This is a genomic window from Paenibacillus nasutitermitis (assembly GCF_014641075.1).
In the GTDB taxonomy this organism is placed as follows: Bacteria; Bacillota; Bacilli; order Paenibacillales; family Paenibacillaceae; genus Paenibacillus_Z; species Paenibacillus_Z nasutitermitis.
In genome coordinates, this window is the sequence record NZ_BMHP01000004.1 from 303,389 (window position 1) to 325,291 (window position 21,903).

At 54.6% G+C, this 21,903-nt stretch carries 17 protein-coding genes and 1 riboswitch; of the genes, 14 read left to right on the forward strand and 3 right to left on the reverse strand.

What is annotated here, in order from left to right:
• Nucleotides 1–22: 22 nt before the first annotated feature.
• The 5 genes from IEY46_RS26025 (at nucleotide 23) to IEY46_RS26045 (ending at nucleotide 4,700) form a co-directional block, all read left to right on the forward strand.
• Entirely contained in the window at nucleotides 23–892 is an 870-nt protein-coding gene (locus IEY46_RS26025) for a carbohydrate ABC transporter permease (RefSeq protein ID WP_188996700.1), read from the forward strand.
• A gap of 348 nt (nucleotides 893–1,240) precedes the next feature.
• On the forward strand, nucleotides 1,241–2,062 hold the full coding sequence (locus tag IEY46_RS26030; RefSeq protein ID WP_188996702.1) for a sulfite exporter TauE/SafE family protein: 822 nt from the start codon (nucleotides 1,241–1,243) through the stop codon (nucleotides 2,060–2,062).
• A 101-nt stretch (nucleotides 2,063–2,163) separates the two neighbouring features.
• A complete protein-coding gene (locus IEY46_RS26035) occupies nucleotides 2,164–3,006 on the forward strand; it encodes an inositol monophosphatase family protein (protein WP_188996704.1) in 843 nt (280 codons plus the stop codon).
• Nucleotides 3,007–3,198: 192 nt separating this feature from the next.
• Nucleotides 3,199–3,597 (forward strand): GntR family transcriptional regulator, encoded by a 399-nt coding sequence (locus tag IEY46_RS26040; protein ID WP_308422844.1) that lies wholly within the window; start codon nucleotides 3,199–3,201, stop codon nucleotides 3,595–3,597.
• Between the two features lie 5 nt (nucleotides 3,598–3,602).
• Nucleotides 3,603–4,700 carry a DUF1648 domain-containing protein gene (locus tag IEY46_RS26045; protein ID WP_188996706.1) on the forward strand — a complete coding sequence of 366 codons (1,098 nt, stop codon included), beginning with the start codon at nucleotides 3,603–3,605 and terminating at the stop codon, nucleotides 4,698–4,700.
• A gap of 135 nt (nucleotides 4,701–4,835) precedes the next feature.
• Here the strand turns inward: IEY46_RS26045 and IEY46_RS26050 are convergent, their stop codons facing one another.
• Together IEY46_RS26050 and IEY46_RS26055 are read right to left on the reverse strand one after the other, a co-directional pair.
• Nucleotides 4,836–6,158 carry a glutamate-1-semialdehyde 2,1-aminomutase gene (locus IEY46_RS26050; RefSeq protein ID WP_188996708.1) on the reverse strand — a complete coding sequence of 441 codons (1,323 nt, stop codon included), beginning with the start codon at nucleotides 6,156–6,158 and terminating at the stop codon, nucleotides 4,836–4,838.
• An 86-nt stretch (nucleotides 6,159–6,244) separates the two neighbouring features.
• The gene (locus IEY46_RS26055) at nucleotides 6,245–7,318 is read right to left on the reverse strand and encodes an LCP family protein (protein ID WP_188996710.1); all 1,074 of its coding nucleotides are present in this window, start codon (nucleotides 7,316–7,318) and stop codon (nucleotides 6,245–6,247) included.
• 529 nt (nucleotides 7,319–7,847) lie between these two features.
• Here IEY46_RS26055 and IEY46_RS26065 point away from each other — a divergent pair.
• The 4 genes from IEY46_RS26065 to bcp all read left to right on the forward strand — a co-directional run bounded on the left by IEY46_RS26065 (nucleotide 7,848) and on the right by bcp (nucleotide 11,160).
• Nucleotides 7,848–8,978, forward strand: coding sequence for an ABC transporter ATP-binding protein (locus IEY46_RS26065; protein WP_188996714.1), 1,131 nt, complete (start codon nucleotides 7,848–7,850; stop codon nucleotides 8,976–8,978).
• Nucleotides 8,975–9,769: an ABC transporter permease gene (locus IEY46_RS26070; protein ID WP_188996716.1), complete on the forward strand. Its 795-nt coding sequence runs from the start codon at nucleotides 8,975–8,977 to the stop codon at nucleotides 9,767–9,769. The genes IEY46_RS26065 and IEY46_RS26070 overlap by 4 nt, the downstream gene beginning before the upstream one ends.
• 5 nt (nucleotides 9,770–9,774) lie before the next feature.
• The gene (locus IEY46_RS26075) at nucleotides 9,775–10,569 is read left to right on the forward strand and encodes an ABC transporter permease (RefSeq protein WP_188996718.1); all 795 of its coding nucleotides are present in this window, start codon (nucleotides 9,775–9,777) and stop codon (nucleotides 10,567–10,569) included.
• Nucleotides 10,570–10,680: 111 nt separating this feature from the next.
• Nucleotides 10,681–11,160 carry a thioredoxin-dependent thiol peroxidase gene (bcp, locus tag IEY46_RS26080; RefSeq protein ID WP_188996720.1) on the forward strand — a complete coding sequence of 160 codons (480 nt, stop codon included), beginning with the start codon at nucleotides 10,681–10,683 and terminating at the stop codon, nucleotides 11,158–11,160.
• A 154-nt stretch (nucleotides 11,161–11,314) separates the two neighbouring features.
• On the opposite strand, the gene IEY46_RS26085 is transcribed toward bcp, so the two are convergent.
• Nucleotides 11,315–12,190 carry a hypothetical protein gene (locus IEY46_RS26085; RefSeq protein WP_188996722.1) on the reverse strand — a complete coding sequence of 292 codons (876 nt, stop codon included), beginning with the start codon at nucleotides 12,188–12,190 and terminating at the stop codon, nucleotides 11,315–11,317.
• A 282-nt stretch (nucleotides 12,191–12,472) separates the two neighbouring features.
• Between IEY46_RS26085 and IEY46_RS26090 the strand changes: the two genes are divergently transcribed.
• The 5 genes from IEY46_RS26090 to guaA all read left to right on the forward strand — a co-directional run bounded on the left by IEY46_RS26090 (nucleotide 12,473) and on the right by guaA (nucleotide 21,623).
• The gene (locus IEY46_RS26090) at nucleotides 12,473–13,507 is read left to right on the forward strand and encodes an AAA family ATPase (protein ID WP_188996724.1); all 1,035 of its coding nucleotides are present in this window, start codon (nucleotides 12,473–12,475) and stop codon (nucleotides 13,505–13,507) included.
• Nucleotides 13,504–15,102, forward strand: coding sequence for a DUF58 domain-containing protein (locus tag IEY46_RS26095; protein WP_188996726.1), 1,599 nt, complete (start codon nucleotides 13,504–13,506; stop codon nucleotides 15,100–15,102). Before IEY46_RS26090 ends, IEY46_RS26095 begins: the two co-directional genes overlap by 4 nt.
• Entirely contained in the window at nucleotides 15,083–17,815 is a 2,733-nt protein-coding gene (locus IEY46_RS26100) for a transglutaminase domain-containing protein (RefSeq protein ID WP_188996728.1), read from the forward strand. The genes IEY46_RS26095 and IEY46_RS26100 overlap by 20 nt, the downstream gene beginning before the upstream one ends.
• A gap of 1,022 nt (nucleotides 17,816–18,837) precedes the next feature.
• Nucleotides 18,838–19,848: a phosphotransferase enzyme family protein gene (locus tag IEY46_RS26105; protein WP_188996730.1), complete on the forward strand. Its 1,011-nt coding sequence runs from the start codon at nucleotides 18,838–18,840 to the stop codon at nucleotides 19,846–19,848.
• Nucleotides 19,849–20,084: 236 nt separating this feature from the next.
• Complete coding sequence (guaA, locus tag IEY46_RS26110; RefSeq protein WP_188996732.1) at nucleotides 20,085–21,623, forward strand: glutamine-hydrolyzing GMP synthase; 1,539 nt, start codon at nucleotides 20,085–20,087, stop codon at nucleotides 21,621–21,623.
• A 178-nt stretch (nucleotides 21,624–21,801) separates the two neighbouring features.
• Nucleotides 21,802–21,902: riboswitch (purine riboswitch) on the forward strand.
• Nucleotide 21,903: the final 1 nt, after the last annotated feature.

A 21,903-nucleotide genomic window follows, 5' to 3' on the forward strand; every position in this document is an offset into this window, starting at 1 on the left:
AACCCCAGGAAGGAGCGGTCTTATGCCCGGCAGAAAGAAAATAGAGTTGTTCCCTGCAGTCAATGGGATATTCTTCATCATTTTGTGCTTGAGCATGATTGCCCCGATCGTGCATCTGCTCGCTGTCTCGCTCAGTTCGCCTGTTTATGCGAATGCAAAGCTGGTGAGCTTCTGGCCCAAAGGCTTCAATGTGGAAGTGTATAAAACCATCTTCGGCATGGGAAATATGTGGAATGCGATGGGTGTAAGCATTACGATAACGGTTCTGGGTACGTTATTCGCCCTGGTTTTTACCGCAACCTTGGCTTATGCCGTGTCGCGGCCGAAGATGAAAGGCCGCAGATGGGTGCAGCGGGGAATTGTGCTGACCTTTATTTTCTCGGCGCCGTTAATTCCGAACTATCTGCTGATTCGCTCGCTGGGGATGATGGATACGTTATGGGCGCTTATGATTCCCAGCGCTTTGAACGCTTTTAATGTCATCATTATGAAAACCTTCTTTCAGGGCATTGCCAGCGAAATGTTCGAGGCAGCCAAGATTGACGGCTGCTCCGAGCTCGGTATTCTATGGCGGGTAGCCGTTCCGTTGTCCGGTCCGGTATTCGCAACAATTGCGTTGTTCCATGCCGTTGGACAGTGGAATTCTTACTTTAGCGCCTTAATGTTTATTCGCGATAAAGATCTTCTGCCGCTGCAGGTGCTGCTGCGCAATCTGATTATGGAAGAACAGGCCAACCAGATGGCAACGACGACAGAGCTGGTCAGCTTGCTGACACCGGAAATGCTGAAGGCCGGGATTACCTTGTTCGCCACAGCTCCGATTCTGATGGTGTATCCGTTTCTTCAGAAATACTTCATCAAAGGGGCCATGGTCGGCTCCTTGAAGGAGTAGCCATCCAATACCTGAACTTGTAAGTAAAGAGACACACGCAGTGAACAAAGCCGGCCGGGATACGATTGAGGATCATTGCAGTATCGATCCTCTTACGTACCCGGCTATTCGTTATGCCCCCCTCCATGATCGAAACTGACGGGCAGCAAACAGCCGAAGTCTTGACGTGAAAAAATTAGGGTATAATATATACATAATTGAATCCATTTCATAATTAGGGAAAATCGCTTAAGCTTCACGGCGTGTCGTTTAGTTGGATGTATACAATCAACCTATTGTGAAAGATTAAGCTGAAAATGCAATGATGAAATTGATTCGAATGATAGGGGAAAATGGGGTGGATCGGGCATGCTTGAGATTGGGCTGCTCCTGCTTCTGGGACTGATCGCCGCGATGTTCGGCAGTATTGTCGGACTGGGCGGAGGGATCATTATCGTTCCTGCCCTTGTACTCCTTGGCCCGCAGCTCACCGGGGCGCAGATCGACCATACGACGGCAGTCGGCACATCCTTGTGCGCCCTGATTGTGACAGCGCTTGCTTCAACACTGGCGTACGCGAAGAAGGGCAGAGTCGATTTCCGAAGCGGGTGGCTGCTGTTTATGACGAGCGGACCCGCGGCGATGATCGGCTCGGCATTGACCGGTTATTTGAAGGATGGCAGCTTTCAGCTTGTATTCGGCTTGTTTATGCTGTTAATGGCTGCACTCCTGGTAGCCAGGGATTTCCTGAAGCCGGTCTCGCGCAAATGGCCGGTGGAGCGCAGCTACATCGATCAGGAAGGGATGGAGCACACCTACGGGTATGCGGTTGCGCCCGCTTTGATCATCGGTTTTTTTGTGGGACTGATTTCGGGTCTGTTCGGGATTGGCGGAGGTTCCTTGTTTGTCCCGGTTATGGTGCTGCTGTTCCGGTTTCCGCCTCATCTGGCCGCGGCGACCTCGATGTTTGTCATCTTTCTGTCCTCCCTCCTGGGCAGCGGCGTTCATCTGTGGTTGGGGGAAGTGGATCTATGGATCGTGCTCGCGCTAGTACCCGGAGCGTGGATCGGTGGGAAGCTTGGAGCGCATGTTGCCAGCCGCATGAGCGGCAGAGGGCTGATGTGGCTGCTGCGGATCACACTCCTACTGTTGTCGGTTGAATTAATGGTCGAGGGAGCGGCAAAGCTGTAGCCCTGCACGCAGAGAACTTAGGCGAAACTTTGAAGTTATGGTAACGTATACTTATAGAGTATACAAATAGAGGAACTCATAGGAAAGTAGTGTGATAGACCGTGAGCGATGAGTATAACAGGCCTGTAATCGGGGGCAAAAGCTTTACCGCCGTGGCCATTAATTGCGCGTCCAAAGCGGGCGAATGGATCAAAACCAAAATTGGAAATTATACGAGCTTGTCGTTAAAATACTCTCCCACCGACCTTGTGACCGAGGTGGATAAAGGCTCGGAAATGATGATACGCAATCTGGTGCTGACTCATTTTCCCCACCATTCGTTTCTCGGCGAGGAAGGCGTGGAGCCAGGTCCGGAGGCTTCAGCCAAAGCGCTCAACAGTTTTCGCGATGCCGAATATTTATGGGTGGTTGATCCCATCGACGGAACCACAAATTTCGTGCACGGATTCCCGTTCTTTTCCGTCTCCATTGCGCTTTCGTACAGGGGGGAAGTGATCGTCGGGGTTGTGTATGATCCCATGCGGGACGAGTTGTTTGTGGCCGAAAAAGGCAAAGGCGCTTATGTCCATGGCAAGCCGATGCGGACATCAACGGAAAGCACGCTCAGCGAAAGTCTCCTGGCAACGGGCTTCCCGGCCGATCAGAAGGTTGCGCTGCCGCTCAATATGAAGGGGCTGCAGGCGTTGGCCCCTCAGGTGCGCAATATCCGCTCCGGTGGGTCGGCTGCGCTGCATATGGCATATGTGGCGTGCGGGCGGCTTACCGGCTTCTGGGAAATTGGCCTGAATTCCTGGGATTTGGCAGCAGGGTCCCTGCTTGTCTCGGAATCGGGCGGACGCGTGACCGATTATAAAGGCGATCCTTACAACCTGGGTGTGCGCAATGTGATCGCGACAAATGGAGCGATTCATGAGCAGCTTGTAGACGAGCTGGCCAAAGTGTAAGACAGCCGCGTAATGATCATTTAGTAAGCGCATAAAAGTGTGTTCCCCGACAGATTGACGATGTTCGGGGAATACACTTTTTTGTTTTTTTATCGGGCTTCTTGCGTGATTGAATGTCATCTGTTATAGTTGTTGTATAACAGATGTTGGAGTGAATGTTCTTTTTCGTTTTTATAGAGAGGCAGGCTAACCATGATGTTCATTGAGTTGGATTTGCAATCGGAAACGCCAATCTACACGCAAATTGCGGAGCAGCTCATTGAAGGCATCGCTAGGGGGCAGTTGAAGCCGGGTGAACCGCTACCGTCTGTGCGAAGTTTGGCGTCAGACCTTGGAATCAATTTGCATACCGTGAATAAAGCGTATCAAACCTTGAAGCAGGACGGTTTTCTCCAGGTTCACCGCAAGCAGGGCGTTGTCGTGCAGCCCGATACGATGCCCGGCGTAACCGCCGAGTTTACTGCAAAGCTGCGGCAGCAATTTCGGGCCTTGTCCGCCGAAGCCATCGTCCGGGGAATGACCGAATCGGAATTCCTGAAGCTTGCTCAAGAGGTTTACCGAAGCAATAACTTACAACAAAAAGGGGAATAAGGCATATGGATCAAATGTGGGGGATCTGGATCTTTTCGATTGTGATGTTTTTAACCATGGGTGCTGTGTTTATTTTCATACCGCTTGCAAGCTCCCGTTCATTGCTGTTTGGTGTCTATGTTCCCGAACAATACCGCGAAGACCAAGCGGTTCGAGAAGCGCGCGGCAGTTATTTGGCCATGGCGGCTATCGTTATGCTGTGTGCGGCTGCAGTCGGCGGGATCGTCGGCTGGTGGCGGGGAGAGATGTCGGAAACCGTCCTGCTTGCCGCAACGCTTGTGCAAATCATCGGTTTTGTTCTGGCTCATGCAGCAGGATACCGCAAGGCACTGCGCTTCAAGCAGGAGAAAGGCTGGGAGGCTCAGCTGCCGCAATCGAAGCGCGTGGCCAACCTGAACTTCCGCAAGCAGCCCTTGACGATCAGCAACCGCTGGTATCTGATCCCGCTGTTGATCGTCGTCATCTCCGTAGTTGCTGCGGTTATCCGCTGGGACAGTATTCCCGATATCATAACCACTCATTATAATGCCCGTTTTGAAGCGGATGGATTCTCTGAAAAAGGTTTCGGATCCGTGTTTATGCTGAATATGATCCAACTGCTGATGATTGGTTTATTTCTCTTTACAAGTTTCACGATTCGTACCGCCAAACAGCAGCTGGATCCTGCCAAGCCGGACGAATCCATGATGAAGCAGCAGAAGTTCAGACGCTCGAACTCCCAGTTTCTCTACTTTCTTTGTTTGTTTATAATTGTTCTTTTCAGTTATATCCAGGCATCTATGTTTTATGGCTGGTCGGAGGATATGCTTAATAAAATAACGGTCTTTCTGCCAATTGTACTGATTGGCTCCTGCATCGGGTTTATGGTGGTCCTTAGAAAAAAAGGTCTCGATCAGCAATCGTCGGCTGCTGTGAGCGAAGATCATCATTGGAAGGGCGGGGGCATTATCTATTATAATCCCGACGATCCGTCCATAATGGTTGATAAACGTCTGGGAGTAGGATGGACCATGAATATGGCGCATCCGGTCAGTTGGGTTGTGCTGGGCGGCATTCTGCTGCTTCCTGTTATCATCATTACGATTTCCGCCATTTTCGGATAACAACATTTGAATTGTCCCCGTAAAAAAGCCTTCCGCTGCCGGAAGGCTTTTTTCACCTATATATTGCCTCACCGCAGACGGAGATTGCCGCTTTGCCTTGGCAGGCAGGTCATGCACATTAGAAGAGTGAACCTGCTACGAATCCCGGCTCATAGCCTGGAAGGCAATCCGCGCTGCGGCAAGGGTCTGGTCGATATCCGCTTCAGTATGGGCCGTGGTCAGAAACCAGGCTTCATACTTGGAGGGGGCCAGGCAGATCCCCTGCTCCAGCATCAGCCGGAAGAACCGGGCGAACTGTTCGCCGTCGGCAAGCTGGGACTCTTCATAGTTCGTCACCGGACTCGGGCAGAAGTGGGTGGAAAGCGACCCGCGGATCCGGTTGATGGTAAGCGGGATGCCATGCTCATCGGCCAGCCGCTTGAGGCCAGCACCGAGCTTTACGGCAAGCTTGTCCATCTGCTCATAGATACCCGCTGTCTGAAGAACCTCCAGACACGCAATTCCGGCCGAGATGGATGCCGGGTTGCCCGCCATTGTCCCCGCCTGATAGGCCGGCCCAAGCGGCGCCACCTGGGCCATCACTTCCTTGCGGCCCCCATAAGCGCCAATGGGCAGGCCGCCGCCGATGATTTTGCCGAGCGCCGTAAGATCGGGCTCAATCGCCTGCGGATCGGGGAATGCGTCGTAAGTCTGCGCGCTGCCGTAATGGAAGCGGAAGCCGCTGATCACCTCATCATAAATAACCAGTGCGCCTGCTTCCCGCGTCATCCGGCACAAGCCATCCAGAAAACCCGGAACCGGCATCACCATGCCGAAATTGCCGACAATCGGCTCCACCATTACCGCAGCGACATCATCGCCCCAGCGCGCCAATGCCTGCTGCAGTCCGTCCAGATCATTAAAAGGAACCGTAATAACCTCGCTGGCGATGCTGGGAGGAATTCCTGCGCTGTCGGGAATACCGAGCGTGGAAGGGCCGGATCCGGCGGCCACAAGCACCAGATCGGAATGGCCGTGATAGCAGCCGGCGAACTTGATGATTTTATTGCGTTTTGTATACGCGCGCGCCACCCGGATGGTCGTCATGACCGCTTCCGTGCCGGAATTGACAAAACGCACCTTGTCCATCGAAGGAATGGCAGCCTTCAGCATACGCGCGAGCTGGATTTCCAGCTCGGTCGGTGTGCCGTATAAGGTGCCGCTGCGCGCAGCGCGAATGATCGCTTCCGTAATATGGGGATGGGCATGGCCCGTAATGATGGGTCCGTATGCGCATAGATAATCGATGTAGCGGTTGCCGTCGACATCCCAGAAATAAGCCCCTTCGGCCCGTTCCATAAATACGGGCGCGCCGCCGCCAACCGCCTTGAATGAGCGCGACGGGCTGTTCACCCCGCCTACAATATGTTCCAGTGCATCGCTATAAAGCGCCTCGGAACGGCTATGATTCAATGTCATGGGTTCATACCTCCTGCGTTTCTAATAGGATCACACAACAAAAGGGCGATCCGCTCGCGAATTCACCCTTTTGTGTATAAGCCGTGTTACTTATTTGCTTTCGCTGTTGCCTCTGAATCGCTATTGTTTGCTGCAGGGCTGCCGGAGTCGGGCTCGCCTGCCGGATCCGCAGCTTTATTATCCTCGGTCAAAACTTGCTGCACATAGCTCAGGAGCTCCTCTTCATTGCGGATCGAAAGAACGGAAGCGCCTGAAACCTTCCGGTCTCCGATATTATCCATCGGAGGTACCTGGGCCTGGCCGGCCAAATGGGTCTTGACGCCGAGCTGGGCCAGCTTCATCATATCGGATACTTCCAGATTCGTTTCGATATAGGGGTTCACGCTGTCCAGAATCTCTTTCATCCGCAGCAAATTCCAGCCGTTCTTCAGCTTGTCAGCTACCGTATCAAGGAAATTGCGCTGGCGCTCCGTGCGTGTAAAATCGCTCATGGCATCGTGGCGGAAACGGACATACATAAGCGCATGTTCGCCGTCCAGATGCTGGAAGCCTTTTTTGAGATGGATATCGTAGCGGTTGCCATCGGCATTATCAACATAGTTCATATTCTTCTCGACATCAAAATCAATGCCGCCGATCGCATCGATCAACGATTTGAAGCCTTCAAAGTCCGTATAAACATAATATTGTATATCAAGGCCGAGCATCTCGCCAATCGTCTTCATGGCCAGATTCGGCCCTCCCAGCGCAAGCGCCGTATTCACCCGGCCCTCGCCGTGTCCCTCGATCGGCACGTAGGTATCACGCAGGACAGAAAATAAATGGGCTTTCTTCGTAACAGGGTCAATCGAAGCGACAAGCATGGAATCTGACCGTGCCGCCTCATTCTTCTCCAGGCCGCGGTTGTCGCCGCCCATCAGCAGAATGTTGACGCGCTCCGTTCCTTCCCACTCCGCCGGTTTCTCGGCTTCCTTCTCCTCAAACTGGCCAAACCGGGATTCTTCCTTCGGTTTTTGAAGCGTATCCAATGAATTATATATACCATATCCCTGATAAGCAGCGTAGGCGCCCACGCCTCCCACGACAACAAATAGGACGGACAAGACGATAATGAGTGGTTTTAACCATGGTCTTTTCTTTTTTTCCTTCAGCCGCGGCATCCTTGTTAGTTCCTCCTTATTTATTAGAATTGCTTAGATTGGTCTGCAACCGGCCGCATCTGATCGAAGAAGATTGCGCGCATCGCCGAAAAGAACGTATCCTGGCAGTTCTTCCCTGGTAACGGGAAATCGGTTGTAGCTGCTCTTCATCATAAAATTATAAAATGTTTTATCGTATAGACGCAAGTTTTATCTTCTAAATCGGATTCTCAGCTCTTTATCCGTTAATTTCGTGCTGGAAACAGGCGTGAAAGCTTGCAACGGCGGACAATTCCTTCTTTTCCTGCCCTACATTTTACCTCATCATCCCGCTTAGATATAGGAAATATTTGGGTGAAAAGGATTAAGGTTTTTTCAGAATAGGTGGAAAGCTGCATCATTTCCCGCCAAAAAAAACGGGCAGGAAGAAGAATCATTGATTTTCCTGCTTGAACGGATAGGCTGGTGAGCGTATAAATAGATAGAGAAATCGAAAATAATGCCGAACATTTCCCAGGAAATGTCGAAGAGAAAAGGGGAAGCTGCTGCAATGCTAGCGATTGATGTCAAAGATTTGCGCAAGCAGTTCAGTGTGCAGAAAAACCGTGAAGGGCTTGGAGGAGCGCTGAAGGATCTGTTCAAGCGTGAATATAACGAAATTACAGCGGTCAAAGATATCTCATTCTCTATTCCGCAGGGTGAAATTTGCGGGTATATCGGAGAGAATGGCGCCGGCAAATCCACAACGATCAAGATGCTGACCGGTATTCTTGTGCCCACATCCGGGCATATTCAGGTCAATGGCTTCGTTCCCTTTAAGGAGCGGGAGAAATTTGTCAATGGCATCGGAGTCGTATTCGGCCAGAGAAGCCAGCTGTGGTGGGACATCGGAGTGATTGAATCCTTCCAGCTGCTGCGCAAAGTATACCGGGTTCCGGAGGCGGAATTCAAACAGCGGCTGAATGAGCTGGTGGAGCGTCTGCAATTGGGTGAGCTGCTGAACCGTCCCGTGCGCAAGCTCAGCCTTGGCCAGCGGATGCGCTGCGAGCTGGTGGCTTCGCTGCTTCATAATCCTTCCATCCTTTTTCTGGACGAGCCAACCATTGGCCTTGATATTGTCGTGAAGACCGAAATCAGGGATTTTCTGAAGAAAATCAACCGTGAGCAGGGCACGACAATTCTCCTCACCACCCATGACCTGCAGGATATTGAAGCGCTTTGTACCCGGGTGATCATGCTCGATGATGGAAGAATTATCTATGACGGCGGACTGGATGAGCTGAAGTCGCGCTGGAGCAAAGGACGGGAAATCCAGTTCCAGTTTGGCGAGCAGCCGGATGTCCATACGCTTAAGAAGCTGACGGAGGATTTGCAGGGGGTAAGCTGGTCGGTCGCGAGCGATTTGACGGCAACGATGTTTCTTCCCCATGAAATCAATGTGTCCGATGCGCTCTCCCGTGTGGTCGGCGGGGCTGCCGATATCCGCGATATTAAAATCATGGAAACCAACACGGATGAGATCGTCCGCGAAATTTATAAATCCGGTTCGGCTTCGCAAGAGGCGGCGGACAAGCTGAGCTCCTATACGCCAGCCGATAAGTCGCAGGAAAGCATCGAAGGCAAAGACGGGCAAGCTGCGGCAGATGCAAAAGCCGGCGAGAAGGAGCCGGTGCAATCATGACTAGCGCCTATCTGGATCTGATTCGGATCCGTTTTCTGATGATGCTTGCTTACCGGGTTAACTATTACAGCGGTATCGTTATTTATGCCATTAATATCGGAGCGTATTACTTTCTCTGGGAAGCGATTTTTGGCGATCAAGAGGTGCTGGGCGGATTTACGCTGGGGCAGATGACGACTTATGTAGCGGTATCGTGGATGGCCAGAGCCTTTTATTTCAACAATCTGGATAATGAAATCGCAAACGAAATCCGGGACGGCAGCGTAGCAATCCAGTTTATCCGTCCTTATAATTATTTGATCGTCAAGCTGATGCAGGGCTTCGGCGAAGGGATCTTCCGGCTGCTGCTGTTTATGGTTCCGGGGCTTATGATCGCCTGCTTCCTGTTCCCGGTTCAGCTGCCCAAGGATCCTGGCGTGTGGGCGATCTACTTTGTTATGCTGGTGCTGAGCTTTCTGATTAATACCCAGATCAATATGCTGACTGGACTGTTTGCTTTTTTTGTGGAAAATAACCAGGGAATGCTGCGGATGAAACGCGTCCTGGTGGATTTGTTCTCGGGCGTTATCGTACCGATCTCCTTCTTCCCCGGCTGGCTTGCGGTCACGATGAAATGGCTGCCTTTCCAGGCGATTACCTATCTTCCAAGCTCGGTATTTACCGGCAGAGTGGCAGGGACTGAAATTATCCGGGTACTGGGTGTCCAATTAATCTGGTTTCTCGTGCTGATCCTTCCGATCGCATGGGTATGGCGGCAGGCGCGTTACCGGCTGTTCGTCCAGGGAGGGTGAAGCAAATGCGATTCTATTGGTCCTTATGCGCGGAATATATGAAGAACTATGCCAAGACCAGGCTCACCTACCGGATGGACTTCTGGGTCGAGGTGCTGTCGGATTTGTTGTTTCAGGCCGTGAACCTGATTTTCATACTGGTCGTGTTCCAGCATACCGCATCCCTGGGCGGCTGGTCTGAGGCTGAAGTGGTGTTTGTGTACGGATTCTTTATGGTGCCTTCGGGCATTTTCGGGATTTTCTTTAATTTATGGGGATTTAGCGAACGTTATATTGTTAAAGGCGAGATGGACCGCATTCTGACGCGGCCAGCCTATAATTTGTACCAGGTGCTGCTGGAAAATATGGATCCGCCTTCCGTGTTCGGATCTTTGGTCGGCGCTATTATTATGGCGATTAGCTGGTCGCAGCTGGGTCTTCCGTTCGAGCTGCTGGATGTGCTGATGCTGGTGGTGTTTACGCTGGGGGCCGTGCTCATCTATGCCGGAATCTATATCTCGCTCACGGCGATAGCGTTCTTCTCGGATGCGCCGACCGGGATCTTGCCGCTTATGTACAATCTTCAGAACTATGGACGTTACCCTGTCAGCATCTATAATAAAACCATCCGGTTTCTTCTGACCTGGCTGCTGCCCTTCGCCTTTGTCGGCGTGATCCCGGCTTCCTATTTCCTCGACCGCAAGGAGGACGGGTTGTCCGCGCTGTCGCTGCTGACGCCGGTTATGGGCGTGATTTTCCTGGGGATTGGACTGACAGTTTGGAACGTCGGTGTCAAACGTTACCGCGGGGCGGGCTCCTAGCCCAAATGCCAGCTTTGGCACCTATACCATGCTTATATTTCTAAGGGAAGAAACTTGCCTCGCCGCAAAGGACGGCATTAGCCGTTTCTTCCTGGAAAGGAGAGAAAGAGTATGCCGGCAAAAAAAACGCCTTTGCGCCCAGGCAAACTAGCTCCGGATTTCACTTTAATGGCGGCTCAGGGTCGCCAGGTGAAGCTGAGCGATTATATCGGCCACAAGGTGGTGCTGTTCTTTTATCCCAAGGATATGACGCCCGCCTGCACGCAGGAAGCCTGCGATTATCGAGATCATTATGCCGAATTCGGCAGGAGCGGGACAGTCGTGCTGGGGATCAGCCTGGATACGGCGGAGCAGCATGAGAAGTTTGCCGCTAAATACGAGCTGCCTTTTGAGCTGCTTGCCGATACCGGGCATGAAGTCTGCGAGCTATATGGCGTCTGGCAGCTGAAGAAGCTGTACGGCCGGGAATATATGGGATTGGTCCGCTCCACCTTTCTCATTGATGAGAAGGGAAAGCTGTCCCGGGAATGGCGCAATGTGCGGGTGAAGGGCCATGTGCAGCAGGTGCTGGAAGCTGCGCGGAATCTCTAAGTGCTCACGGGGTGCAGCTTCCGGCGGTCGACTGCATACGGGGATAGGTTTGGAAGAAATGCCGATTTGCCGATTCTGGCAGAGCGGCATTTCTTTTTATTTTAAGGACGGGAATAAGCCTCACACTCAGATAAAGAACACCGCTCGCTGATTCTTATTGAACATGAGATCTTTCGTTCCTAGCAGGCGATCCGGCTTTGAGCAGCAGCACGGCTACTGGCAGCAAGGCAATCAGGAAACAGCCAAAGGCAAGAAGAGGCAGGACGGATAGTTCCAGAATAGAAGATCCGATATACGTTTGCCAGCCGAGAGCGGCCAATCCGAGAAAATATCCGATTCCAGCGGTATGGATCATTCTTCTGCGCTGGATCTCCGTTAACGATGAGCGCCCGGTTAGCCAGGCTGTGAACGGCAATGCCTGAAGAGCATGGAAGCCAAGACCGTGAAGCCAGATAATATTGCCGGCCATGCCGGTAAACCGGCCCTGATTGACAGAAATCCAGATGCCGGCGGCAAACGAGAGTAGGACAGCCAGCATCGCATAGCGGATGCCAAGCACCAGTTCCGGATGGAGCCTGCGGGTTTTGCGGCGGAAATATTGAATGGCCAGGAAGAGATAGAACAGGACGAGCAGCAGCGCGACGAAAGCAAAAACGGAGCCTACCGTTACATCGAATTGCGAACCGCCCTTGACGAATCTCGGATTGACGCCGCGGAAGTTTTGCACCGTTTCCGCAAAGTAAGAGAACAGCGCAAGTGCGATGTAGCACCATCGGAAGACCGCTCTGCCAGCCGCCCCCATCCCGGATAAAGGGATGACCGCTGCCGTGGACAATAAAAAAATCCCCAATGCCGCATCAAAGGAAATCGCTTTGGAGACATCCCCCTCGGGAGACGTATGGCCTCCGTAAATCAAGACCCAGACCGCGCATATCCCCGCAAGTCCAAAACCCAGCAGTCCGGTTAACACAAGCCACTTCTCTCCCACAAATAAACGGGCTGACGGACTCGTTCCTCTTATTTGACTCATTCATGAAACACCCTTTCCGTTTGAGTATGATTACTCTCATCTTAAGGGAAGGGCCAAGCAGAACGTGATGGGCCGGGGGCTGAAATCCCTATGGACCGCGGTCTGATTTTTTGCTCTGTCTGCGGTCTTGGTACAGCTGCTCCTTTTGCATAAGGAGCGGTGGGGATAGCTATGAAGTTTATGCTGCCCTCGCAAACTATGAGATTAAACAGGAGAGGATGTGGAAATGATAGTTACTAGACAAATCGCGGCGATAAAGCGATGAAAGGAACGTGATCGGTGATGATTCCCAATCAAACGACCCATGAGCAGAATACTTCTGTATTCCAGTCCCCCGGTGATGCACAGAGCTGGCCGGAGACCGCAAGCGGCCTTCTGAGACTGATGATAACGAGAATCAACAGTGTGTTTGTTGGCAAGAACGAGGTTGTCGTGCAAGTGATGGCAGCACTGCTTGCCGGAGGCCATATCCTTCTGGAGGATGTGCCTGGCGTTGGCAAGACTTTGCTCGTCAAGGCGCTGGCGCGTGTCATGGGCGGGGATTTCCGCCGGATTCAGTTCACCTCCGATATGATGCCTGCTGACGTGGTAGGGGGTATGGTATGGGATGGGAAACGCGGAGAGCTTGTTTTCCGGCGGGGGCCGCTGATGGCCAATATCGTGCTGGCCGATGAAATCAACCGCACGCCGCCCCGTACCCAATCGGCGCTGCTTGAAGCGATGGAGGAACGCAGCGTGACGGCCGATGGGGAAACCATGCGGCTGCCAAAGCCGTTTATGCTGCTGGCGACGCAGAATCCGCTTGGTGATGATGGCACCTATCCGCTTCCGGAAGCGCAGTTGGACCGGTTCATGATGAGGCTGTCGGTCGGTTATCCGTCTGCGGAAGACGAGCTGTTCATGCTGGAATGCGGAGAAGGAAAGCTGCAGGCAGAGGAGCTCAGACCGGTTATTATTCCGGAAGAATGGCTGCGCATGCAGAAGGATGCGCAATCCGTTCATATCCACACCGCATTGCTGACCTATGCGGTGATGGTCATTCATGCCACAAGATCCACACCGGAGCTGCTGCTGGGAGCAAGTCCCCGGGCAACCCGCGACTGGATGCGTGCCGCGCGTGCGACAGCTTATGTGGCGGGGCGGCGTTTTGTCATACCGGAGGATATTAAAGCGACTGCCGGACCTGTCCTCGCCCATCGGCTTATTGTAAAGGATGAGGCGCTGGCGCAAGGACATTCCGCTGCCAGCCTGCTGTCACGGATTCTGGATGAGGCCGCTGTCCCGGCTCCCACCTCGCAAGGAGGCCGAAACGGATGAACCGGGCAGGTGCAGGTTCCGGTGTCCCGGATGAAGCCGGGGTCTGGGATATCCAGCCGGGAGAATCGGGACTGGGCAGCGGCTCGCAGCGGAATGTGAAGCGGCCTCCGGAAGCTCGAAACGGAGACGAGCATCACGCTGTCAAACCGGGTGCACGCCCTGTTGCACGGGTGATGCTCTTGATGCTGCCGCTGCTCTGCCTGCTTGCCCTGCAGTCCCGGAGCAGCTCTGCTGAGTGGCTGCTGGTTTGTGTGATGGGTGCTGTTGCTGTCTGGTGCCTTATCCTTCCCTATGCTGCTATTGGCCGTATAACGGCGGTGCGGCACATTCAGGAGGACGGCCCTCTTGTCGACGGTGGCGCAATACAGATAAAACTGACCGTGAATACTTCAAAACCGCTGCCGCTGATGTGGATCACGGTATCCGAGGAACTGTTGAATATATCCGGCGTAAACAAAAGCGATAGCCAGACATCGGTGAAACGGCGGATAATGGAAATTCCCTGGTTCAGGCGCAGCCATACGTTCACTTATTCCATCAGTGGACTGCAGAGGGGTGAATGGAAATTTCTCCCGGTACAAATCAGCGCAGGAGATTTGCTTGGTGTTAATGTACGCAGCTTTACGCTCCCTGTGCAAGGAGGAGTAAAGGTGAAAGCGGAAGCGCCTCAGGGAGAGAAGATCGGGAGCATGCCGGTATCGCTTGAGGGGAGAATGGCTAATCAGCACCGTCCGGCAGACTCGGCGGGGAAAACCGGAAGCGCTGTCCGGGCACGCTCCGGGTCGGGGGCAGTATCGCGCGGTTATATTCCCGGCGATCCGCTGTGGCGTATTGATTGGCGTGCCATGGCAAGAGGCCTTGGCATGCAAACGCGGCTGGATGAGAATGATGTCCCCAGCGGACTTATCGTTATTCTTGATGGCTGCGCGGGCGCTTATGCGGGTGATGGGCGCTTGTTTGACGCCAACTGCGGACGGGCGTCGCTGGCGATGCGCCATGCGGTCTATGAAGGCAACAGCGTAACCTTGTTATTCACCGGTCAAGACACGGTGGCGATCCATGTTCCTGCCCAGAACCGGAAGAGACTGCAGGCGGCAGAAGAACAGCTGCTTGGCATGCGGCCGGATGGCAGAAAGCCGCTTGCAGGACAGCTTGCGGGCATAATGTCCAAGGTCCCCCGGGGATCTGGCGTTGTCTGTATCACCGCTGCTGATCGGAGCAAGAGTCTGAATGGGAGCGCTGCTCCGGCTAATCGCGGTGCGAAGCTTGCAGACAGAACGGCGGCTGCCCGAGCCTATGGCAGACGCGGAAAAGCGGCTGAATCCGGCACAGCCGGTCCCGGTGGCAGCGCTACGGATAATGGGGAAGAAACGTCCTGGGCGGCCTATGCTGCCCGGCTTGCCGCCGCCCGCCGGGGGAGATTAACGGTGCTGCTCGCATCAGCGACGAGCATTGCGCCAGACCATGAGCTGCAGCAGCAGGCAAAGCTGATTCAAAGCGGCTGCCGGGCTGTACTGCTGCCGCTTCCGCCAGAATACCGGAAGCTGCCCGAAATCCGGGAAGGGGGAATTGACGATGCCGGTACCCGGATCTGATTCATCTGCCAATCGCATAGACAGCAAGGGGGATGCCGCGAAGGAGGCCGGTTTTTTTGCCGGCGGCCCGCGCAGACTGGTGACCAGCCTGCTGTTGTTTGGTCTGTTCACGGAGTGGCTGCTTCCGCTGAGGCAGTTGACGGCCTATACCGAGCTTTACCGGATCAGTCCGGTTATTGCGGCGATCGGCTGTTTTTTGGCAGTGGGACTTTTGGTGCCGCCTCTTTGGATTTCCCTGCTGCTGAACTCGGCGGTATGCCTGGTGACCGTTCTGCTGCTGTTCGGCGTCCAGACGCCATCGCTGGCAGATGCTTTCGTTCAGCTTGTTGCGGCGCTGCGGGACGATGCGGCCGGGGTGCTTGAAGGGACGCTGAGCCTTAGCGGCGAAACGCGCACCCTGATGCTGATCACGGGGATCGGCATGATGGCGGCCGCGATCCAGTCCCTCGTCTGGCTGCGTCAATGGGGACCAGGACTTGCGCTGCTGACGGGAATGTATTTGCTGGCTTTATCCGCAATATTCGGCATTGACGTCCTGCCAGGGCTGATTCGCACCAGTGTGGAGGGTCTGGTGCTGGGGATGCTGCTGACCGTACCGCGGGTGGAGCGGCTGCTTGGCCCCATCGACAGCTTTAAAGGGCGGGGAAGGCAGCTGGCAGGCTGGCCGTCCGGCTGGTGGAGCGCTGCTGCCTGGGCAGTCGTTCTGCTGATGGCCGGCGGATTGTGGACCGCTTACCGGGCCGAGCCATCCGACAAGCAGGCACCTTGGGCGGTGGATGCCATAGATTGGGGAACAAACCGGCTGCTTGACAGGAATACGGAGACAGCCATGAACAGCCGGGAAGAAGGAACCCCGGAGGCAGGCTCGGGGCTAGGTGGAAGCGGGCTGACCGGATATAGCTTCGACGACCGCTACCTGGGCGAGTCGATCCGTCCGGATCGCACGGAGCTGTTTAAGGTGCTCGCGACCCGGAGCGCTTATTTGCGTGGAGAAAGCAAGGATACCTATGAGGGTCAGGGCTGGACGCAAAGCAGGGAGCGGCTGGAATGGCTGCCTCTCCCTCTGATTGCGGCTGCTGGCAGCGCTGTCCGGGCTGCCGGTATAACAGATGATGGCGCTGAAGACAGCGGCCCGGTGCTGCGTCAGACGGTCACCGCCTTATATCCTTCCCCGGGCTGGCCGCTGTTCAGCGCAGGCGCCGACGCCAGAGTAATCTCGCTGCAGCCAGTTGGGTCTGATGCGCCGGCGGCTCGGGGTTACCGGGCAGACGAGGCTGCCGGGGCTCTTTACCCTGAAACGGACAATCAGCGGATCGGCCAATATACCGTGGAAACGAAGCTGCCGAATTTACGGGCCGAATCGGCAGGGGCCAGTGGATCCGTCCTGCTTGACCCGGAGGATATTGTGCGCGACTATACACAGCTGCCGGCATCCCTGCCCGCGCGCGTCGGCGAACTGGCAGGTAGGATCGCAGCTACAGCCGACGGCGAAAGATATGAGATTGTCCAGGCAGTCGAGGCGTATTTGCGCAGTCATTACCGTTATACCCTGCAAGATACGAAGACTCCCCCCGCAGGAGAGGATTTCGTCGATCATTTCCTGTTTGAACAAAAGCAGGGATACTGCGTTCATTTTGCTACGGCGATGGCGGTGCTCCTGCGCACGCAGGGCATCCCCGCGCGTTATGTGAAAGGTTTTGCCGCCTCTTCAGAGCAGGAATTGGAGGCGGGGCAGAGGGCGGATGAGCAGGCAGAGCGGGAAGCGGACGGCGGGGCTGCTGGCGCGGAGGGGATTGGTACGGGAAATTCGGCTGGAGCAGGAAGCGGTAATCACGGCGGAAACGGGGATGCAGCGGCAGCTGGCATCGAGAGTGGAACCGGTGCGCAGCTGAAGAGCTACACCGTACTTGCGAGCGATGCGCACGCTTGGGTGGAGGTCTACTTCCCGGGGGTCGGCTGGGTGGCTTTTGAGCCGACCCCGGGTTTCACGGGGCCGGCGGGCGAACCCGGCCCCGGGGGCGGAGGGGCAGCGGCGGCCGATTCTGCAGCTGCCCTGAAGCAGGGCATGACCGCGACGGCAGGCGAAGCCGCCGCAGCGGACAGCGGCGCGCGCGCACCCGGCCGCGTCATGCGCGCGGCAGCACAGCTGCAGGCGGCCGCGATGCGGGCCGCCGATACCGCGGCGCGCGAGGCGGCTGCCCTCGCGCAAGCGGTCCGCAGCGCAGCGGCGGGGCGGCTATGGGCCACAGCCGCGCTGGCCGCTGGCGCCATTGCCGCTGCCGCGGTGCTGGCGGCGGCGTGGCGCAGGCGCGAACGCTATGCGCTGGCCGCCGCGCTGCGCAAGTACGGCCGCGCGCAGGAAGCGGGCCGGCGCATAGCGGCCCGCGCGTATTTCCTCGCGCTCGCGGACGCCTGCTGGCGCGAGCTGCAGGCCGGCTGCGGCGCCAGAGAAGCCGGCCGCACGGCACGCGAGTATGCGGCGGCGCTGAATCTGCCGCCGCATTCGGAAGAGGCGCGGCTAGTCGCCGATTTCGTTTCTTGGGATGAAGAGGCCAGGTATAACGACGACTGGATAAAGCCGCCTTCTGTGGACCAGCTTGAGCAGCTGATCAGCATTGTGCAGCAAGGTTCGCTCGTTAAAGCCATACAGGCGCAAGAGGGGCTGCAGCGAAGACTGGCTCCGGAATCAGCCGCCAAGCCGCAGAAGCCATGAGAGCGCCAAATGTTTCACAGCCGTGGCTGGAAAATGCCTCGCAATAAGGAATTTATTGACACGCAAGCCTCAAGGCGTATACTGGAAATATCTATTTATGAAGGGAGTGAGAACCCGTAATGATGAATGCAGCCAGCCTGAGTTTACATGGATGTACCCTTTGTTGCCTCTCACTTCTACGGTCGGAGCTTTTGTGATGCGAAGAATAGTTGAGCCCGGGCGATAATCGCCCGGGCTTTTAATATGAGCACGTATAAGTTTTCCGGCTTACACGATGTTTATATTATTGGAAAAAAAGCGCGTATCACCTTCCTTAGGACGGCTATAGCCTTCTCTACTGGTTATACAGGATATTATCTTTGATAAGTCCACGGGGGATGTTTGGTGGAATAGGGGGAGTACTGGCACAACATGGAGGGGGCGGGACCGCGGAGGGTGTGTCGGCTCCAGCAAGGAATTTCCTTCATACAGACGGGAAACCGGAAAGGGAGCGCATGCAAGCGGGATTTTCCTTGTTGCAGAGGCGGAATTCATGAAGAGGCAGCCCCGATAGCACTCCAGCAAGGCATTTCCTTCTTACAGACAGAAATCCGTGGAAAAGCGAATGCAAGCAGGATTTTCCTTGCTGCAGCAACAAGATGGGGGAATTATGGACCTGTTGTGAGGCTGGATCGAATAACGAGGGGGGGGCGAGAGCGAGAGGAGCTTTTCTTAACGAAAACAGCCTTGCCCCTGAGTTTGCCCACGCTTCATGGCTTGTATCGCTGTTAAAGCCAAAGCCTTCTCTTCCCGAAGCCGCATTAAGGGCTGCGTTTGCCGCTCAGTACCCTATCATGCACCAGTATATGTTTTGCCCTCCATCATGAAACGTGACATTTCACGCGCCGCGAATCGCTTATATTGCGAGCCCTTTGACAATCCAGCCCCAAGGATAACCAGGTTGAGCGCCTATTCGCCTTGTCATTAAATCCGTACGCAGAAGTGACGGCAGCAACACTTTCCTGATGGAGGTTTTGCTGAAGATGATGAAATTAAGCACAATGAAAGCTGTAATGGATACGGTCAATGATCAATGGTGGAGCCCGGTAGCCGAGCAAATCGCCGAGCCATGGAACTGCGATCCTGGAACGGTGCTCTGTCTGCGAAACAGCGCTAATTTTGTATTTGTTTGCCGCCGGGGCGGCGTGCTTCATTATTTGCGGTTTAATGAAGACGGGGAGCGCTCTGTCGAGCAGATTGAATCCGAAATCGCCATATTGCGGCATCTGGACAATGGGTCTCTGCGGATTGCCCAGCCCGTACTCTCCATAAACGGCAACTTTGTCGAGACGGCATCGACTGCCATCGGCATGTACCATGCGGTTGTTTTTGAAGCGCTGCCGGGTGAGCATCCCGACATCAGCGAAATGGATGAAACGCATTTCCGGATGTGGGGCTGCGCTGTCGGACGGCTGCATGCCGGCTTTCACAAGATGCCGGAATCCCTGCGGGATAACCGTCCCGGTTGGGAAGACCGCATGAATGCCGCGGCAGTCAACCTGCCCCCTCATGAACAAGCAGCCTTGCGAGAGCTGGCCCGTGTAACGGCCTGGGCCCGGCAGCTTCCTGACGGCAATGACCAATATGGCCTTGTCCATTATGATTTGGAGCCGGACAATTACCGCTGGGATGGTACTGCCATCGGAATTTTGGACTTCGATGATTGCTGCCGGCACTGGTATGCAGCGGATATTGCCAATGCGCTGGGCGGGTTATCCGAGAACGAGGACGATCTTGACCTCCGGCATCCGGGTGTGCAAGCGTTCCTCGCCGGCTATGAGTCCGAGAAGAGACTCGATCCTGAGCTGCTGAAAGAGCTGGAATGGTTCAGGAGGATGGATCAGATCTACTGCTTTGCGGAGCTGCTCCAGGTACTGGACGTGGAGGAGCATAATGGTGAACCTATCTGGTTGACGACGCTCAGAAACAAGCTGGCTCGCGTTGTCCATCAGCAGAGGGAGCGCTTTGCGCGATTGGATGCCTTGGAAGGATAATCAGGCAATAAAAAAAGGACAGCGTGTTCCGGAAGCCGCCCGGAGGCAGGCGTTCCCGTTCCATTTCCATGAGGTGCCGGGGGAATCGCCTGCCCCACGCCTTGACTGTCCCAAACGACGTTATATATAATGATCACAATTGATTTTCCCGTATATGCTTCCGAAGCGGGATGTTTTTTTGGCCCGCAGGATCAGATATCTGAAGTATAGCAATACATCCTATAGGAGGCTCGGCAATGGACAAGCCAAATGAAATGATCATTGTTCTCGATTTCGGGGGACAATACAACCAGTTAATCGCAAGGCGTATTCGGGATCTGGGCGTTTACAGCGAACTGCTCCCTTATAACACACCGGTGGAGCGGATCCGCGAACTGCAGCCGAAAGGCATCGTGTTCTCGGGAGGACCGGCCAGTGTCTATGAGGAAAAATCACCGCTTGTGGACCCCGCCATTTATGAGCTGGGGCTGCCGATCTTCGGCATCTGCTACGGCATGCAGCTGATGTCCCATCAACTGAACGGCAAGGTTGAACGCGCGGGCAAACGCGAGTACGGCAAAGCCGATGTGGATTTTGTGATGGATGCCGGCCTGATCCAGGGTCTCGAAAGCCGGCAAACGGTATGGATGAGCCACGGCGACCATGTCGTGCAGCTGCCTGAAGGCTTCCGCGTGGATGCCAGTACGGAGCATGCTCCCATCGCAGCGATGAGCAACGCGGAGCGCAAGCTGTTTGCGGTTCAGTTCCATCCGGAAGTCCGCCACTCTGTTTACGGCAATGAAATGATCCGCAACTTCCTTTATAACGTCTGCGAATGTGAAGGCACATGGAGCATGGAAACCTTTATTGAGGATACGATCCGCGATATTCGCGCCCAAGTGGGCACCGGCAAGGTGCTGTGCGCCTTATCAGGTGGCGTCGATTCCTCGGTAGTGGCGATTCTGCTGCATAAGGCGATTGGCGATCAGCTGACGTGTATGTTCATCGATCACGGGCTGCTGCGCAAAGGCGAAGCGGACGGCGTCATGGAGACCTTCGTGGGCAAATTCGATATGAAGGTTGTCAAAATCGATGCCCGTGAACGTTTCCTCGGCAAGCTGGCGGGCGTTGACGATCCGGAGCGGAAACGCAAAATCATCGGCAACGAGTTCATTTATGTGTTCCAGGAGGAATCCGATAAATTCGAGAATTTTGAATTTCTTGCACAAGGCACGCTCTATACGGATATTGTGGAGAGCGGTACGGCGACGGCCCAAACCATTAAATCGCATCATAATGTCGGCGGCCTGCCGGAAGATATCAAATTCAAGCTGGTCGAGCCGCTGAAGGCGCTGTTCAAGGACGAAGTGCGCAAAGTAGGCGAAGAATGCGGCCTGCCGGATGCAATCGTATGGCGCCAGCCGTTCCCGGGACCAGGCCTTGCGATCCGCGTGCTTGGCGAGGTAACGGAAGAGAAGCTGACGATCGTGCGCGAATCCGATGCGATCCTCCGCGATGAAATCGCCAAGGCGGGTCTGGACCGCGAGATTTGGCAGTATTTTACGGCATTGCCGAATATGAAGAGCGTTGGCGTTATGGGCGATATGCGTACGTATTCCTATACCGTAGGCATCCGCGCCGTTACCTCCATTGATGGCATGACAGCCGATTGGGCCCGCATCCCCTGGGATGTGCTTGAGAAGATCTCGGTACGTATCGTCAACGAAGTTGATAACGTTAACCGTATCGTCTACGATATCACATCGAAGCCGCCAGCGACGATTGAGTGGGAATAAGATATAATCATGCAGCCTTCTCCTTAGGGAGACAGGCTGTTTTTTCATTTAATAACCTGAATCAAAGAGGGTTGGCCTCGCAGGGACTTCACCGCTCGGTTAAACGGCGGACAGGCAATCCTGTAAAATGTTGTTTATCATTTCTTGTTGACAGGTTTGTCCCACCCTCTATAGAATAATGGAGAACTGCATACATTTTCGTATAATCTCAGGAATCGGCCTGGGAGTCTCTACGAGGTCACCGTAAATGATCTGGCTACGAAAAGCAGGAAGAGGAAGC